Consider the following 15,639-nt stretch of genomic DNA (forward strand, 5'->3'; position numbering starts at 1 on the left):
CGGTCATTTTTTGGGGACGGGCCTGGTCCACGGTCCTTCGTCCCGCGCCAGGACCAGCGCGGCCAGGCACACCACCGCGAGGATCGCGACGGCCAGGACCAGCGGCAGCACCGGATGCCCGTGCAGCACGGCCACGGCTCCGACCAGGGCGCCGGCCAGCATGGCGGCGGCCGAGAGGGTCCGGCGGCCGGCCCTGCTGCCGCCGCCCCCGGCGAGCCGCCCGTCGGAGGCGATACCGGTGATGGTCAGCGTCAGCACGGTGGTGGTGAGGTCGGGTACGGCGAGCGCCCGCGAGGCGGCGTTCTGCACGCCGAGGCCGAGTGCGAGCAGCACGATGAGGGCGAACCGCACGCCGCCGTCGTACGGGCTCCCGGAGATCAGGGTGACGACCAGGGCGGCCAGTACGCACAGGGTCTCGACGCACAGCGCGTGCAGCAGCATGCGGCCGCGGTGGGCGTGGGAGTGGTGGACGAGCAGTCCGCCGGTCAGCGCCCCGGCCGCGAAGGCGGCGAGCGCGACGAGCGAGGCGGCCAGCGAGAAGCCGGGGGCGCCGGCGAACGCGAAACCGGAGAAGACCACATTGCCGGTCATGTTCGCGACGAAGACCCGGCCCAGTTGCAGGTAGCTGACGGCGTCGACCAGTCCGGTGACGACGGTGAGAGCGAGCATCAGCGGCGGCAGCGGCCCGTGCCGGTCGTTCATGTCCGGTACGAGGGTGGTCCATGCCTCACGCAGCACGACGGGCACGGGCACGCTCCGATCACGGCGATCGCCGGGTGGTTGATCAGGATTGTGCCGTTCCGCCCGGTACGAATACCACGACCGACGCGCCTCGTCCCTGCCGCCGGTCCGGCGGCGGGGACGAGGCAGTGGCCGGGTTACACGCGCGCCCCGTTGTCGAGCGGGTCCCGTCGCCCGGTCCCGGGCCGGGCGCGCGGGGCGCTCCTCGGGACGGGCGGCGGCGCCTTGCTGCCGCGTTCCAGGACCAGCGCGGCCGGTACCGCTGTCATGACGGAGGAGTACGTGCCGACGACGATGCCGATCAGCAGGGCGAGGGCGAAGTCCGCGAGCGAGTCACCGCCCAGGACAGCCAGCGCGACGAGGATGAACAGGGCGCCCATCCCGGTGTTCACGGTTCTGGGGACCGTCTGCAGGACCGCCCGGTTGGCCACGGTCCCGAGCGGCTCCCGGCGGGCCTTGGCCCACAGCTCCCGCACCCGGTCGAAGACCACCACCGAGTCGTTGACGGAGTAGCCGATGACGGTGAGGAGCGCCGCCAGGAAGATGCCGTCCACGGTGCGACCCAGCCAGGCGAAGGCGCCGACCAGGACGATCACGTCGTGTACGAGTGCGCCGACCGAGGCCACCGCGAACGTCCAGCGGAACCGGACGGCCAGATAACCGAGCTGGACGAGTACGGCGATGGCCAGGGCGATCAGCGCGTTGCGCCGCAGCTCGTCGCCCAGGCTGGGGCCGATGAGTTCGTCCCTGACCTTGGTGGTCTCGCCGCCCTCCTCCGCCAGCGCGGCGCGCAGCGCGTGTTCGCCCGCGTTGTCCAGCTCACCGGTCCGCACCGAGATGTCGCCCGCGCCCGCCGTGGTGACCTCCGCGTCACCGAACCCCGCACCGGCCAGCGCGGAACGGGCGGTCTCGACGTCGACCGGACGGCTGGTCGCGTACTCGACGAGGCGGCCTCCGGTGAACTCGACGCCGAGGTTGACCCCGCGCACCAGGATGCCGGTGACCGCCACGGCGACCAGCACCGCGGAGACGAGCAGCCAGCGGCGCGGGTACCGCATCAGCTGGGGATCGCGGCGGTTCAGCCAGGTCCGGACCCGGCCGGGACTCGCGATGCCGTTGACGCCCCGGTAGGTGCCGACGAACGTGGAGCCCGCGGCGATCTCGGTGAGCGCGCGGGCGATGACCAGTGCGGAGAACATCGACGCGAGTACGCCGATGCCGAGCGTGACGCCGAAGCCCTTGACCGGTCCCGAGCCGAGGAAGAAGAGCAGGCCCGCCGCGATCAGGGTCGTCACGTTGGAGTCCGCGACGGCGCTCCAGGCGTGCCGGAAACCGGCGGTCAGCGAGGTGCGCAGGGAGCGGCCCGGACGCTGGGCGTGTTCCTCCCTGGCCCGTTCGAAGACCAGCACGTTGGCGTCGACCGCCATGCCGATGGCCAGGACGAATCCGGCGAGTCCGGGCAGGGTGAGCGTGACGCCGAGTGCGACGAGCGCCGCGTACGAGATCACTCCGTAGGCGCCGAGCGCGACGGCGGCGAGCGCGCCGAAGAGCCGGTAGACGACGGTGATGAACAGGGCCGTGGCCGCGGCGCCGATGAGGGCGGCGCGGGCGCTGGCGTCGATGGCGGCGGCCCCGAGCGTCGGGCCGACGGTCCGCTGCTCGACGATCTCGACGGGCACCGGCAGGGCGCCGCCCTGGATCAGCAGGGCGAGTTCGCGGGCCTCGTCGGCGCTGAAGGAGCCGGTGATCTGGGTGGAACCGGAGGGCAGGCCCGTGCCGCAGCCGACGGTCGGCGAGACCTGGGGCGAGGAGATGACCTGCTTGTCCAGGACGATGGCGACCCGGCGCCGCTCGTCCTGGACCGGGTGACAGGCCGCCTCCCCCGTGAGCCGGGTCCAGTCCCGTCCGGCGTCCTTGTGGAAGTCCAGCGAGACGGACCAGCCGGCGCCCTGCTGGGCGTCGAATGAGGCGGAGGCGTCCTTGACGCCCGCGCCGGACAGCGCGGCGGGGCCCAGGGCGAGGCGGCGGCCCTGCTCGTCGGGGAGCGTCGTCCCTTCCTCCGCACCGGAGCCGTCGGCGGTGCCGGGCCCCTGGACGGCATGGAAGGTCAGCTGGGCGGTTCTGCCGATGACCTCGGCGGCCTTGCGGGGGTCCTGGACGTCCGGGAGTTCGACGATGATCCGGTCCTCGCCGGAACGGGTCAGGGTCGGTTCCGCGACGCCGAGTGAGTCGATGCGTTTGCGCAGCACTTCCAGGGTCCGGTCCGTGCTCTCCCGGTCCGCCTTCGCGGTGCCGGAGTCCTTGGCCTGGAGCACCATTCTGGTGCCGCCCTGGAGATCGAGGCCGAGTCTGGGGGACATGGTCAGCGTGATGAGCACGGCGACGAGCAGAACGGCCGCAGCCAGAACCGCCCGCACCGTGGTGGCGCGAGTCATGGGTTTCCTCCGAGGGGTGCCGGGGCCCTCGGGCTCTCGCCTTGGATCAGGGCGCCGCGGCAGGGGTGCGGGACGGGACCGGTGACAGGTCCCAGGGCCGGTGAACGGCCGTGCCCGGAGGCCCGCGCACACCGGGGAGCGCGGCACGGAAGCGGTCGGCGGCGGCCGGGGCCGCGCCCAGGGCGGTTACGGGGACGGGGAGCGGCGGCAGCAGGCCGGGCGGGCGCGGGAGCGGGGCGCCGGGGCCCGGCGGCGGGAGGTGCTGGGGGGTACGGGGGTGTTCGGCGGCGGCCCAGGGCTGGGGCGCGGTCACCGGTGTCGGCCGCACCCCCTCCACGGCGGCGCGGGTATGGGGGCCGGAATCGGGGCCGGTGCTGGGCCCGGAGCCGGAGCCGCGCAGGTCCCGGTCGGTCCGCTGGGCTCCGGCCGGATGGCCGACGGGGGACACCGGTCCGGCCGTGGTCCGGGCGGGCAGCCCGGCTCCGGCGGCGACCGCACCGCCCGCGACGGTGGCGGTGGCGGTGGCCGTAGTCGTGGCGGAGGCCGTGGTCGCGGCGGAGGCCGTGGTCGCGGCACCGGCTGTGACGGTGAGGACGGCGAGGAGCAGTGCGGCGAGGTACTGCCGCAGCGGGGCCGTGCGTCGCAGGTGTGCCGGGGTGTCCGGCCGGTCCTGTGAACGCGCGTCGCCCCGGAGTGCCCCCGGGAGGGGGGTCACCCGGCTCGGCCGGGCAGGGCAGGTGCGACGGTGGCGCGGCGGAGCACCGAGCTGAGGAACAGCCCGGCCCCGCGCACGACGGTGGTCGCCGGATCGTCCGGCAGCCGGACCGGGACGCCGAGGCGGACAGCGATCCGGTTGGTGACGTCGGGCCGCAGCGCACCGCCGCCGGCGAGCAACGGGCCCCTGCGCAGGGCGCCGAGCACCGCGCCGTGACGGTCCTGCTGCCACATCGCCATGATCATGTCCAGGACGGCCCGGACCACGGCGGTGGGCGGGTCGCCCGGATCCAGATCGCTGATCCCGGTCTCGGCCAGCCGCGCGTCGCGGACCTGCCCGTCCACCAGGAGCGTCACCTCTGTCAGTTCGGCACCGATGTCGACGACGAGCAGCGGGCCGCCGTCCTGCGGCCCCGCGCACGCGGCGGCGGCCCTGGCGCTGTCCAGCACGATGACGCTCGACGGGCCGAGCGCGCCGAGGATCTCCCGCGCGGCGGCGCGGTGTTCGGGGCCCGCGAGTACGGGGTGGCTGAGGACGATCACGGTGTCGCTGCGGTCGGCGCCCAGCGCCGCGTCCGCGACACGGCCGAGCATCCGCCCGCACGACTCGGCGTCGACGATGCGTCCGCGCCGGACCGGGCCGCCCCGGCCGTACTCACCGCCGGGGCCGTTCCCGGTGTCGGACACAACTCCCTGTCCGGGAAGCCAGGCACGGGTACGGGAGCTGCCGAGATCGAGCGCGAGCCCGCGGGTCACTCCCCGGTGTTGCCGGTCCTGCTGGTGAACGGAGCGGACGTGCCGCTGTCCGTCGCGCAAAGAACGCATCGCCCCTCACCCCCGGCCTGCTCTCGCAGCCGTTCACACACCCATTGACCCGCTGATAGCGAGGCATGACCGAACCCTCACTATGCAATAGGCAGGCAAAGAAAGCCACTCTCACGCAAAATCCAAGGGGCCATCTCTGATCTCCTGCCCCCTGATCCCCTCACACCTCGGACGGCAGGAACGCGCCGATCAGTTCGGCGAACTCCTCGGGCGCGGCGATCCGGATACCCAGATCCTCCGCCTTGGTGCGCTTGGACCCGGCCTTCTCGCCGGCCACCAGCAGCGTGGTGCGCTTGGAGACGCTGGAGGAGGCCTTCCCGCCCGCCCGCTCGATGAGCTCGTTCATCTCGTTGCGCGAGAGCTTCTCCAGGGCGCCCGTCATGGACCCGGTGACCACGACGGTCATCCCGGCGAGCGGCCTCCCGTCCACATCACCACCGTCCGCGCCGTTGCCGTCGGCGCCCTTGCCCTCCGCGCCCTCCGCGTCCGCGTCGCTCTCCTGACCCGGCTCGGGGGGCGGGGTCGCGCCCGGCTCCGTCATGTTCACCCCGGCGGCGACGAGCTTCTCGATCAGCGGCGCCAGCTCCACCAGCTCCGCGACGACTCCCCCGGCCTTCTCCTTGCCGATTCCGTCGACGCGCTGGAGCGTCTCGGCGTCGGCGGCTCTGACGCGGTCCATGTCCGCGAAGTACCGGGCGATCCGGCGCGACATGGAGCGTCCGGTGCCACGCACACCCAGGGCGCAGAACACCCGCGAGAGCGGCTGGGCGCGCGCCGCGTCGATCGCGGCCAGCAGGTTGTCCGTACTGGTGTCGCCCATCCGCTCCAGCCCGAGCAGCTGCTCACGCTCCAGTGCGAACAGATCCGCGAAGTCCGCGACCAGCCCGGCATCGACGAGCTGGACGACCCGGGTCGCGCCGAGCCCCTCGATATCCAGCTGATCGCGCCCCGCCGCGTACGAGATGGAGGCGACGAGTCGGCAGTTCCGGCCGCGGACGCAGCGCCAGCGCTGCTCGCTCGTATCGATCTCGGAGCCGCACTGCGGGCAGGCTTCGGGGAACTCGACCGGCTGCTCGTCGCCGGTCCGCAGATGGGCGACGGGGGCCTCGATCCGGGGAATGATGTCGCCCGCCTTGTAGACCATCACATGGTCGCCCAGGCGCAGATCGCGGCGGGTGATGTCGGCCGGATTGTGCAGGGTGGCGTAGCTGACGGTCGATCCGTCGATCTCGACCGGCTCCAGCACCGCACGTGGCGCGATGATGCCGGTCCGCCCCACGTTCCACTCGACGCCGAGGAGCCGGGTGACCTTCTCGACGGCCGGCAGTTTGTACGCGATCGCCCAGCGCGGTGCGCGGGTGCCGGAGCCGGCGTCGCGCTGGTCCGCCGCGAGGTCGGCCTTGATCACTATGCCGTCGATCCCGAAGGGCAACGAGGCGCGCAGCGCGGCGATTTCCTCGACGCGCAGCTGGACGTCCTCGATCGTGGTGACGGTGCGCGGCGCCACCTCCGTGTCCGCCGCGGTGTGTACGCCGAGCCGCGCGGCGTATTCCAGGACCTCGCTGTGGGGCAGCTCGGCCAGGGTGCCGGTCAGCTCGCCGGATTCCGGGAGCGGCAGGGCGCCGTACGCGAAGAACGTCATCTCCACGGTGTAGGGGCGGTCCTTGGCGCGCAGGGTGCCCGCCGCGCCGTTGCGCGCGTTGGCGAAGGGGGCGCCGCCGTGTTCGGTACGGATCGCGTTGGCCTGTTCGAACTGCTCGGCCGTCATCAGGATCTCGCCGCGCATCTCGATCGTGACCGGCTCACCGAGCCGCTCGGGAAGACCGACGACGGTGCCGATCGCATGCGAGACGTCCTCACCTGCCGTGCCGTCGCCACGGGTGACCAGCTGTTCGAGCCGACCCTCGCGGTACCGGGCGGCGACCGCCAGCCCGTCGAGCTTCGGCTCCACGCTCCAGGCGGTGACCGGCCTGCCTATCCGGCGCTCCAGCGACACGGTCCAGGTGACGAACTGCTCGGCCGAGAAGACGTTGTCCAGGGAGAGCATCGGGACGGTGTGCGGCACGTCCCCCACGACCGCGCCGCCCGCCACCTTGCCCGTCGGCGAGTCGGCCAGCACCTCCTGCGGATGGGCCTGCTCGTAGGCGGCGATCCCGCGCGCCAGCCGGTCGTACGCGTCGTCGTCGAGCGCGCTCTCGCCCGTGGCGTAGTACGCGGCGGCGGCCTGCGACGCCTCTTCGACCGCGACGGCGTATGCGGCGGTGTCGGCGAGCACAACAGCTGAGTTCGTCATGCCCCTCATACTGCCGCCCACCACTGACAACGCCCCGGCGGCGGATTCCCGACGGGGCCTGCGCGCCCCCTCGGCCCGCCGCCCGACCCGCACGTGCCGACTTCCGTCGTAGCCGAATCCGGGACGATATTGAGAGAGCGCTCTCCCGATGAACGAATCCTCAACAAGCTTCAAAAAGCAGCCAGTTGCGGTGTCGTTCACTCTATTGACATGTCCAGGGCGTCATTTTACGTTCCCTTGAGAGAGCGCTCTCTCGCACCATCAAGGAACCCCCACTTCCTCCGAACAGGAGTGCCGTGCTCTTCTTCCGTCATAGATTCGCCCGCCATCGGCCCACCGGCGAACACGGCCACCGCGCGGCCCCGCCGCGCCGGCGGTACCGCGTCGCGGGACTCGTCGCCGCCGCGCTCGCCGTCTCCTTCCTCCAGTCCGCCACCGGCAGCGCGTCCGCCGGTACGGACGCGGGCACGAACGCCGTTCCGGCCGCCAAGGCCGCGGACGTCGTCCGGGTCGCCGAGTTCCTCGCTGAATGCCCCTACACCCACCGGGCACCCGACGACCCGATCGTCTTCCCGGGTCTGCCCGGCGCCTCGCACATGCACAGCTTCTTCGGCAACGACTCGACGAACGGCAACTCCGACCTCGCCTCGCTGGAGAAGGCCAGGAGCAGCTGCTCCCCCGACACGGACCTGTCGTCGTACTGGGTGCCGACCCTGTACGACGGCGACAAGGAGGTCGAACCCACCGGCACCACGTTCTACTACCTGGGCGAAGGCGTCCGCGACGACGTCATCCAGCGGATCCAGCCCTTCCCGCGCGGGCTGCGCATCGTCGCGGGGAACGCGAAGGCGACCGGCCCCGACGACAACACGATCTCGCGCTGGTCGTGCCTCCACCACGGAGAGGTCAACCCGTCGCACGACTTCGTGAACTGCCCGGCCGACGGGATGCTGGAGTCGTACCTGGACTTCCCGCAGTGCTGGAACGGCAAGGACCTCGACTCCGCCGACCACAAGAGCCACATGTCGTATCCGGTCAACGGCGAATGCCCCTCGACCCACCCCGTTCCGGTTCCCAAGCTGCGCCAGGTGCTCCGCTACCCGGTCAGCGGCGACCCGGCCCGGTTCAGGCTGGCGTCCGGTCCCGGCTACACGATGCACGGTGACTTCTTCAACGTGTGGCCCGAGGCCGAGATGGCCCAGCGCGTCCGCGACTGCATCAACGCCATCGTGAAGTGCGGTGCCGACGGCACCCCCTGACGCGGCGTCACCCATCAGCCGTCGGCCACCGGCCACGGGCTGAGCCGCCACCGTCCGTCCGATGCCCGTCCGGGGCCCCGCGCCCCGGGCGGGCCCTTCCCCCGAGGACTCGTCATGAAGGCGGCCCGCAGCACCGCAGCGCTGTCCCTGCTCCTGCTTCTGACCGGATGTCTGCTGGCCGGATGCGCGTCCCCGGCCGGGCCGAAGCGCCCGGCCGCCCCGGCCCCCTCGGTCTCCGCCGCCACCGGGAGCGGGGCCCCGGCCGATCCGACGGACGCCGCCTGGGCCCAGCTGATGACCCCGATGAACGAGCAGGCGGTGGCCCTGCTCTCGCTCGCCGGGCAGCGCGCCGCCGATCCACGGATACGGGGCTGGGCGGTCGGGCTCCGTACCGCGCAGAACGGCGAACTCGCCCGGCTGCGCCCGCTGCTGGCCCGGATGGGGCTGCCCGACACCAATGTGCACGAGGGGCACGACATGCCGGGGATGGTGACGGAACACGATCTCGAACAGGCCCGCGCCGTCGAGGGCCGGGCGTTCGACCGCCTCGTCACGGCGCTGATCCGCGACCATCTGCGCCAGTCCGCCCAGGTGTCGCGCTCCGAGACACAGTCCGGGACCAGGCCCGACGCCAAGCGGCTGGCCACTGCCCTGGTCTCGGCGCGCGAGGCGGAACTCGCCGAGCTCGATCAGCTTCCGGGCCCGTCCGGGGAAGCCGGCTGACGTCCGCCTCCGCGCCGCCGCCGCAGGCCCCTCACCCGTTTCCGGACCGGCCGTACCGCCCGGGTATAAAGAGCTGCATGACTGCCGACGCACCGCTGCCCGCGCGCCCCGCCACTCTGGAGGACGTGGCCGCTGTGGCGGGGGTGTCACGGGCCACCGTCTCCCGCGTGATCAACGGCGCGACGACCGTGGACCCGGCGCTGCGCCGAATGGTCGAGGAGGCCGTGGACGCCACCGGATACGTGCCCAACCGCGCCGCCCGCTCGCTGGTCACCCGGCGCACGGACTCCGTCGCACTCGTCGTCTCGGAACGCGAACGGCGCCCGGTCTCCGAGCCCTTCATAGGCCGGATGTTCTCCGACCCGTACTTCGGACGGGTGGTCAGCGGGCTGCTCGAAGTGCTGCGCCCGGCCGGTATCCAGCTCGTGCTGATGCTGGCCGACGACCAGCCCTCCCGCGACCAGTTGCTGTCCTACCTGCGCCACGGCCACGTCGACGGGGTGGTCCTCATCTCCTCGCACGCGGACGACCCGCTGCCGGGGCTGCTGCACGACACCCGGCTGCCCGCCGTCCTAGCGGGTGAGCCGCGCCGGCCGACCCCGCTCACCTATGTCGAGGCCGACCAGCGGGCGGGGGCGCGACTGGCCGCAGAGCACCTGGTCTCGCTGGGCCGTCGCCGGATCGGCACGGTGTCGGGCCCGCAGGACATGCCGGCCGGTCAGGCGCGGCTGACGGGTTTCCTGGACGCGCTCTCCGCGCACGGCATCCGGGACGTGACGGCCGTGGAGGGCGATTTCACGCATACGGGCGGCGCCGCCGCGATGAAGCGGCTGCTCGAAGAGCGCGCGGACCTGGACGCGGTGTTCATCGCGTCGGACCTGATGGCGCTGGGCGCGCTTCCGGTGCTGCTGCGGGCCGGCAAGGAGATCCCCGATGACATCGCCCTCGTCGGGTTCGACGACAGCAGTGCGGCCACGGCCTGCGATCCGCCGCTGACGACGGTCCGGCAGCCGGTGGAGGAGATGTCCGCCGAGATGGCCCGGCTGCTGCTGAAGCAGATCGGCAGCCCCGGTGAGCAGGTGCCGTCGGCGATCTTCCATCCGACCCTGGTGCGCCGCCGCTCCGCCTGAGCCGTGGCCGGTCAGCCCCGCGCGCCGGTGCCCGCGTCGGCGTCGCCGGCCCGGTCCGGCCGTCCCACGGGCACCTGCGGCCCCGAGACCTCGTTCAGCCAGCGCCGCAGGACCCGGTGCACGGTCTCCGCGCCGACCAGCTCGGCCGGCCGCTCCTCGCCCTCCGCGGCCGCCGCGTCGAGCGGGTCCGTCATCCCGCGCGGCCAGAGCAGGAAGGGCCGGGACTGTTCGCCGCCCAGGCCTCCGTGCGAGCCGATCTGCTCCTCGAAGGCGTGCACGGTGCCGGTCTCCGGGTCGTACATCGAGTTGACCATCACGTCCGCGACGTGCGGGAAGGTGTCGGTGCGCCGGACCGCGGCCGCCGCTCCCGGGCCGAAGGGGGCCAGCGGCCCGTCCCCGTCCCGCAGCTCCGCCACCGGGATACGGGTGCCGCCGCGCGCCAGCACCACAGAGCCGTGGGCCTCGCTGCGCACCAGCAGGAAGCCGATGCCGGGGTGGTTGGCGAGCGTGCTGAGCAGCGCGGGGTGGCGGCGGTCGAGCTGCTCCATGGAGGCGCGTCCCGGCAGGTCGGGGAAGGAGATCAGGCCGAGGTTGCCGGAGGCGAGGACGACCGGCTCCGAGGGGTTGGCCAGATCCTCCTGCCGGTCCCCGTCGACCGGCCGGTGCAGCGCGATCCGTACCGCGTCACGGGCCTCGGAACCGCTCCGGGTGCGCTGCGCCCGGCGGGGCACCGGCAGTCCGCTGCCCGCCCGCACCAGGTCCTTCAGCGTCAGCCCGTACACCCCCGCGAAGGTCTCCCCGGGGCTCTGGCCGTGGTCGGACAGGAGCACGATCCGGTACGTGCGCGGGGTGTGTTCCGCGACCTTGACGATCAGCGCGAGCGAGCGGTCCAGCCGGGCGAGGACCTTCTCGGCGTCCCGGCTGCGCGGCCCGGAGTGGTGGGCGACCTCGTCGTAGGCGACCAGGTCGGCGTAGACCGCCGTCCGTCCGGCGAACATGTCGCCTATGACGGCGGCGACCACCACGTCGCGTTCGACGACGGTCGCGAAGGCCCGGATGAAGGGGTAGAGCCCGCCGCGCTTGATCCGGGGGGTCTCCTTGCGGAGGCGGGCCCGGGTCGACTGGCCGATCTCCCTGCCGACCTCGGCGACGAACGAGAGCGCGGTACGCACGGCGTTGGCCGGGTCCGCGAAGTAGGCGAAGTACCCGGCCCGTGAGCGGCGGCCCTTGCCGCGTCTGGCGGCCATCGACAGGACGAGCGCGAGCTGGTCGGCGCCGCCGCTGAAGAGGTTGCCCCGGCCGGCCCCGTCCAGGGTGAGCAGTCCGCCGTCGTGGGTGCGGATGACGGCCCTGCGCTGCATTTCGAGGGCGCTGGCCGGTCTGCTGGAGACCATGACGTCGCCGGTCTCCTTCTCGTACCAGCGGAAGGCCGGGACATCGAAGTTGGTGCCGTGCAGGATACCGAGCTGGCTGGCGCCGGTCTGGCTGGACCAGTCGGTGCGCCAGGGGGTGAGCCGGTGGCCCGTGCCGTCGGCCAGCCAGTGCGCGACGGTCGGCATCAGGCCGTCGGCGGCGGCCTGCGCGAGGACGTCGTGGCCGACTCCGTCGAGCTGGATGAAGACCGTGCCGGGCGGCCCGCCGTCCGCACCGGCACCGCTGCCGCTGCGGCTGCGGCGGCGCCGCCGGTCGGCGAGGCGGGACAGCCGGCGGCGGTAGGCGTTGTCGTCACGGACGGCGAGGGCGGTGGACGTCGCGGAGGCGACCGCGGACATCACGGCCGCGACGACCACCGCCATCTGCGGGTCGGCCGCGCCGCGCCCGTCCGGGATCAGCCGCAGCGCTATCAGCAGCAGCGAGCCGTTGAGGAAGAACACCAGCATGCCGAGGACCAGGGCCGGCACGATGAGCAGGGCCCGTACCAGCACCGGCCAGACCAGGGCGGAGAGCAGACCGAACGCGCCCGCGCCCCATGCCGCGGTGAACGCGGTCTTGGTGATGCTGTCGCCGTCGTCCGACTGGAGCTGGAAGTCCGGCAGAATCCCGGCGAGCACAAGCATCGTGAGCGTCGAGACGGCCCACACCACAATCACTCGCATCAGGGCGCTTCCGGCTGTCCGCCATCGCCCGTCACCCACGCCGCTGCCACCTCACGTCCGGGTCACGCTCTTCCGGGACCCGGTCCAGCTTTTCACAGCGGGACGGCCCGCCGGGCAGGCGATCCCCGGCCGGGCCGCTCAGGAGCCGTCGTATCCGGCGGTCGGCATGGAGAGCCTGCGGTGCACGCCGGCTTTGGTCCGGGAGCTGTAGAGCGGCTCGTCAAGACCGGCGATCTCCAGGCGTACGCCGCGCCGCTCGCACTCCTCGGTGAACCGCGGGACCGAGGCGACGGCCCGCGCGAGCACCCGGTCGTTGGGGGCGACGAAGAGTTCGACCTCGCCGTCCTCGACGTCGGCCCAGAGGGCCTGGTGGTCGGGGCGCAGTCCGTACAGGCGCAGCTGCCGGGTGACGACGTAGCCCTTGTCGGCCGCCCAGCGGGCGCACATCTCGTGCTGGCCGCGGGTGTCCACCAGGAACGGGTCGCTGTCGAGCTCCTCCAGCGGCGTGAGACTGGCGATGGCCGCCACCCGTACGTCTCCCATGGGCGTTCCCCCGGTGCTAGGGCCTGTCGTCCTGCGACCCTACGCCCCGGGTTCCGTACGAAAAAGGCGCGTGGCGGGACGGGTGGGGGGCGCACGGGAGCGGGAGTACCGGGGCTCACGGACCGAGCCGGGCCGTTACCCGTAGGCTCGACGGCAGGTCCGGGGAACAGGAGGCGGCGCGTGCCGGTGGAAGTCACCTGGTGGGGTCATGCCACCTGCACGATCGAGGACTCCGGGGTCCGGGTGCTGACCGACCCCCTCTTCGTGCGGCGCATCGCGCATCTGCGACGCCGGCGCGGAGAGCTGCCCGGTCCGGCGGCCGCCGTCGCCGATGTCGTCCTCATCTCGCATCTGCACTCCGATCATCTGCATCTGCCGTCGCTGGCCCGTATCGCGCCGGGCGGCCGGCTGATCGTGCCGATGGGCGCGGTCCGGGCGGTTCCGGGGCTGCGGCTGCTGCGCAGGATGCGCGGGCTGCGGATCACCGAGGTCGTGCCCGGCGACGAGGTGCGGGTCGGTGCGCTGCTGATCCGAGCGGTCCCTGCCCTGCACGACGGGCGGCGGCTGCCGGTGGGCCCGCACCGCTCCCCCGCCCTGGGTTACGTCGTCCAGGGCGCGGCCCGCACCTACTTCGCAGGGGACACCGGTCTGTTCGACGACATGGCGGAGGAGGTCGGGCCGGTGGACGTGGCGCTGCTGCCGGTCGGCGGCTGGGGGCCCTACCTGGGCCACAGCCATCTCGACGCGGGACGGGCCGCCGTGGCGCTGGCCCGGCTGTCGCCGCGCTCGGCCGTGCCCGTGCACTACGGCACGTACTGGCCGATCGGCATGGACGGGATCCGGCCGCACGAGTTCCATTCGCCGGGTGACGAGTTCGTCCGCCAGGCGGCCATGCTGGCGCCGGGGGTGGCGGTGCACCGGCTGGAGCACGGCGAACATGTCCGGCCGGAGGCCGGCGGGTGATCCACGAGGTGGTGAGCCGGCTCCCCGCGGAGTCGACGCAGCAGGCGGTCGGCTATCCGTCGCTGTTCCTGCTGGTGGCGCTGGGTGCGCTGGTGCCGGTGGTGCCCACGGGCGCGCTGGTGAGCTCGGCGGCGGTGGTGGCGTTCCACCAGTCGTCGCCGTTCGCGCTGCTGTACGTCTTCGCGGTGGCGTCGGGCGCCGCGTTCCTCGGGGACATCTGCCTGTACTGGCTGGGGCAGCGCGGGGTGCGCTCGAAGAACGGTTCCAAGTGGCTGCGGGTGATCAGCGAACGGGCCGCTCCGGAGCGGCTGGCGCAGGCGCGGCAGAAGCTGGACGAGCACGGTGCGATGGTGCTGGTGCTGTCCCGGCTGGTGCCGGCCGGGCGGATTCCGGTGATGCTGGCGTGTCTGCTGGGGCGGATGCCGATGCGGCGGTTCGCCCGCGGGGATGTGCCGGCCTGTCTGGCCTGGGCGGCCACGTACCAGCTGATCGGCATTCTGGGCGGCTCGCTGTTCCCCGAGCCGTGGCAGGGGGTCGTGGCCGCGGTGGGTCTGACGCTGCTGGTCAGCGGGGTGCCCGCGCTGTGGCGGCGGCTTCGGGTTCGGTTCGGCCGCTGACGGCCGGGGGCTGTCAGCGGAGTTCGTCGAGGGCGGAGCGGAAGACGCCGAGGGCGGCCGCGACGTGCGGCAGCTCCAGGGGCTGGGGCGCGGCCAGTGACTCCAGCTGCTGCCGCGGGGTCGACCCGAGCAGCGTCCCGGTGCCCAGCCGCACCCGCAGGGCTCCCAGCTCATCGCCGAACCGGTGGCCGCCGGGGGCCGGTGCGCCGAGCCGCTCCGTCAGGTACTCCTCCAGCTCCAGCGAGTCGGTGACGCCACGGGCGGCGAGCCGGGACCTGAGCGGGCCGAGGTCCGCGTACAGGTGGCGGCCGGCCTGCGGGGGCCGGGCCAGCGCGCCGGAGGCGAGGACCGCCCGGTGGGCGGCGGCGGCGACCTGCGCCTGCATGACCGCCGCCCGGCGGACCCGCTCCGTGACGGCGTCCGGTTCGCGCAGCGCGTGTGCGGCGGCGGCGGCGACCGGACCGGCGACGAAGGCGCCGAGCGCGGTGAGGATGTCGAGCGTCCGGGCGTGGCGGACCGCCGCCCGGCCGGTGTCGGGGAACCGGGCGACCGCGACCGGCCAGGCGGACGGGGTCAGCGCACCGGTCAGGTCGGAGACCACCGTCACGTCGTCGGGGCACATCTCGGCCGGGCTCAGCAGCACCGTGTCGCGCGGCCGGTGCAGGGTGTCGCGCCAGGTCTCGTCGCTGACGATGTGCAGCCCCTCCGCGACGGCGGCCTCGCAGGCCTCGCGGACGAGTTCCGGCGGCGCGACGGTGGCGGTGGGGTCGTCGACGACGGAGATCAGCAGCAGCCGGGGCCTGCCGCCCTCGGCCCGCACCCTGCGCACGGTCTCCAGCAGTGCGTACGGGTCGGGCACGCCGCCGCACTCGGCGGGGGTCGGCACGTGGTAGGCGGGGCGCCCCAGCAGCCGGGCCTGCGGGATCCAGGCGGCGGGGCAGGGGCGCGGCATCAGTACGTCGCCGCCGTGCGCGGCGATCAGGGCGAGCAGCAGCGAGGAGGTGCCCGGCGCGGCCGCGACGTGCTCGGGGCCGCCGCGCAGTCCGCGCCGTTCCCAGTAGGCGCAGGCGGCCTCGCGCAGCGCGGCGGAGCCCCCGGCCGGCTCAGGTACACCGCTGCCGGCCGCCGCCGCCAGCACCTCGGCCAGTTCGGGCAGGACCGGCAGTCCGGGGGCGGGCGCGGGCGGTCCGTACCGCACGGGGCCGCGGTCCTCCCTGACCTCCGGTACGCCGCGCCCGGTCCGTTCCCGGCCCATCCGGGCCTCCTTCGCCGCCGCTCGGTCAGCCGCCCGCCGAGCGGG

At 73.5% G+C, this 15,639-nt stretch carries 13 protein-coding genes; 5 read left to right on the forward strand and 8 right to left on the reverse strand.

The window, feature by feature from the left end; all coding sequences use genetic code 11:
* Positions 1–3: 3 nt before the first annotated feature.
* From ACFVQ0_RS04265 to ligA, 5 genes are all read right to left on the reverse strand, one after another.
* The gene (locus tag ACFVQ0_RS04265) at positions 4–747 is read right to left on the reverse strand and encodes a YoaK family protein (protein WP_390085376.1); all 744 of its coding nucleotides are present in this window, start codon (positions 745–747) and stop codon (positions 4–6) included.
* 131 nt (positions 748–878) lie between these two features.
* Positions 879–3,176 carry a protein translocase subunit SecD gene (gene secD / locus ACFVQ0_RS04270; protein WP_390084367.1) on the reverse strand — a complete coding sequence of 766 codons (2,298 nt, stop codon included), beginning with the start codon at positions 3,174–3,176 and terminating at the stop codon, positions 879–881.
* 46 nt (positions 3,177–3,222) lie between these two features.
* Positions 3,223–3,891, reverse strand: a complete 669-nt coding sequence (locus ACFVQ0_RS04275) for a hypothetical protein (RefSeq protein WP_390084369.1) — start codon at positions 3,889–3,891, stop codon at positions 3,223–3,225.
* Positions 3,888–4,715: a rod shape-determining protein gene (locus ACFVQ0_RS04280; protein ID WP_390084371.1), complete on the reverse strand. Its 828-nt coding sequence runs from the start codon at positions 4,713–4,715 to the stop codon at positions 3,888–3,890. The genes ACFVQ0_RS04275 and ACFVQ0_RS04280 overlap by 4 nt, the downstream gene beginning before the upstream one ends.
* 160 nt (positions 4,716–4,875) lie before the next feature.
* On the reverse strand, positions 4,876–7,017 hold the full coding sequence (gene ligA / locus ACFVQ0_RS04285) for an NAD-dependent DNA ligase LigA (RefSeq protein WP_390084373.1): 2,142 nt from the start codon (positions 7,015–7,017) through the stop codon (positions 4,876–4,878).
* Between the two features lie 287 nt (positions 7,018–7,304).
* On the opposite strand from ligA, the gene ACFVQ0_RS04290 reads away from it, so the two are divergent.
* From ACFVQ0_RS04290 to ACFVQ0_RS04300, 3 genes are all read left to right on the forward strand, one after another.
* Positions 7,305–8,267: a DUF1996 domain-containing protein gene (locus ACFVQ0_RS04290; RefSeq protein ID WP_390084375.1), complete on the forward strand. Its 963-nt coding sequence runs from the start codon at positions 7,305–7,307 to the stop codon at positions 8,265–8,267.
* 114 nt (positions 8,268–8,381) lie between these two features.
* Positions 8,382–8,990 carry a DUF305 domain-containing protein gene (locus ACFVQ0_RS04295; protein WP_390084376.1) on the forward strand — a complete coding sequence of 203 codons (609 nt, stop codon included), beginning with the start codon at positions 8,382–8,384 and terminating at the stop codon, positions 8,988–8,990.
* Between the two features lie 77 nt (positions 8,991–9,067).
* Positions 9,068–10,120, forward strand: coding sequence for a LacI family DNA-binding transcriptional regulator (locus tag ACFVQ0_RS04300; RefSeq protein ID WP_390084378.1), 1,053 nt, complete (start codon positions 9,068–9,070; stop codon positions 10,118–10,120).
* Between the two features lie 11 nt (positions 10,121–10,131).
* Here ACFVQ0_RS04300 and ACFVQ0_RS04305 read toward each other — a convergent pair whose 3' ends face one another.
* Positions 10,132–12,255, reverse strand: a complete 2,124-nt coding sequence (locus ACFVQ0_RS04305; protein ID WP_390084380.1) for a phage holin family protein — start codon at positions 12,253–12,255, stop codon at positions 10,132–10,134.
* 99 nt (positions 12,256–12,354) lie between these two features.
* Positions 12,355–12,759: a hypothetical protein gene (locus tag ACFVQ0_RS04310; RefSeq protein WP_390084382.1), complete on the reverse strand. Its 405-nt coding sequence runs from the start codon at positions 12,757–12,759 to the stop codon at positions 12,355–12,357.
* A 180-nt stretch (positions 12,760–12,939) separates the two neighbouring features.
* Here ACFVQ0_RS04310 and ACFVQ0_RS04315 point away from each other — a divergent pair, with 180 nt between their 5' ends.
* Both ACFVQ0_RS04315 and ACFVQ0_RS04320 read left to right on the forward strand, forming a co-directional pair.
* Positions 12,940–13,722, forward strand: a complete 783-nt coding sequence (locus tag ACFVQ0_RS04315; protein ID WP_390084384.1) for an MBL fold metallo-hydrolase — start codon at positions 12,940–12,942, stop codon at positions 13,720–13,722.
* Positions 13,719–14,339, forward strand: coding sequence for a DedA family protein (locus ACFVQ0_RS04320; RefSeq protein WP_390084386.1), 621 nt, complete (start codon positions 13,719–13,721; stop codon positions 14,337–14,339). Before ACFVQ0_RS04315 ends, ACFVQ0_RS04320 begins: the two co-directional genes overlap by 4 nt.
* A gap of 13 nt (positions 14,340–14,352) precedes the next feature.
* Here ACFVQ0_RS04320 and ACFVQ0_RS04325 read toward each other — a convergent pair whose 3' ends face one another.
* Positions 14,353–15,594: an aminotransferase class I/II-fold pyridoxal phosphate-dependent enzyme gene (locus tag ACFVQ0_RS04325; RefSeq protein WP_390084388.1), complete on the reverse strand. Its 1,242-nt coding sequence runs from the start codon at positions 15,592–15,594 to the stop codon at positions 14,353–14,355.
* Between the last annotated feature and the right edge of the window lie 45 nt (positions 15,595–15,639).

Origin of the sequence: Streptomyces sp. NPDC057900, from assembly GCF_042887885.1 — a bacterium.
Lineage (GTDB): Bacteria > Actinomycetota > Actinomycetes > Streptomycetales > Streptomycetaceae > Streptomyces.

Coding starts and splice junctions, on each gene's coding strand:
- secD (WP_390084367.1), bottom strand. CDS start 3,176: ATGACTCGCGCCACCACGGTGCGGGCGGTTCTGGCTGCGGCCGTTCTG.
- ACFVQ0_RS04280 (WP_390084371.1), bottom strand. CDS start 4,715: ATGCGTTCTTTGCGCGACGGACAGCGGCACGTCCGCTCCGTTCACCAG.
- ligA (WP_390084373.1), bottom strand. CDS start 7,017: ATGAGGGGCATGACGAACTCAGCTGTTGTGCTCGCCGACACCGCCGCA.
- ACFVQ0_RS04295 (WP_390084376.1), top strand. CDS start 8,382: ATGAAGGCGGCCCGCAGCACCGCAGCGCTGTCCCTGCTCCTGCTTCTG.
- ACFVQ0_RS04300 (WP_390084378.1), top strand. CDS start 9,068: ATGACTGCCGACGCACCGCTGCCCGCGCGCCCCGCCACTCTGGAGGAC.
- ACFVQ0_RS04310 (WP_390084382.1), bottom strand. CDS start 12,759: ATGGGAGACGTACGGGTGGCGGCCATCGCCAGTCTCACGCCGCTGGAG.
- ACFVQ0_RS04325 (WP_390084388.1), bottom strand. CDS start 15,594: ATGGGCCGGGAACGGACCGGGCGCGGCGTACCGGAGGTCAGGGAGGAC.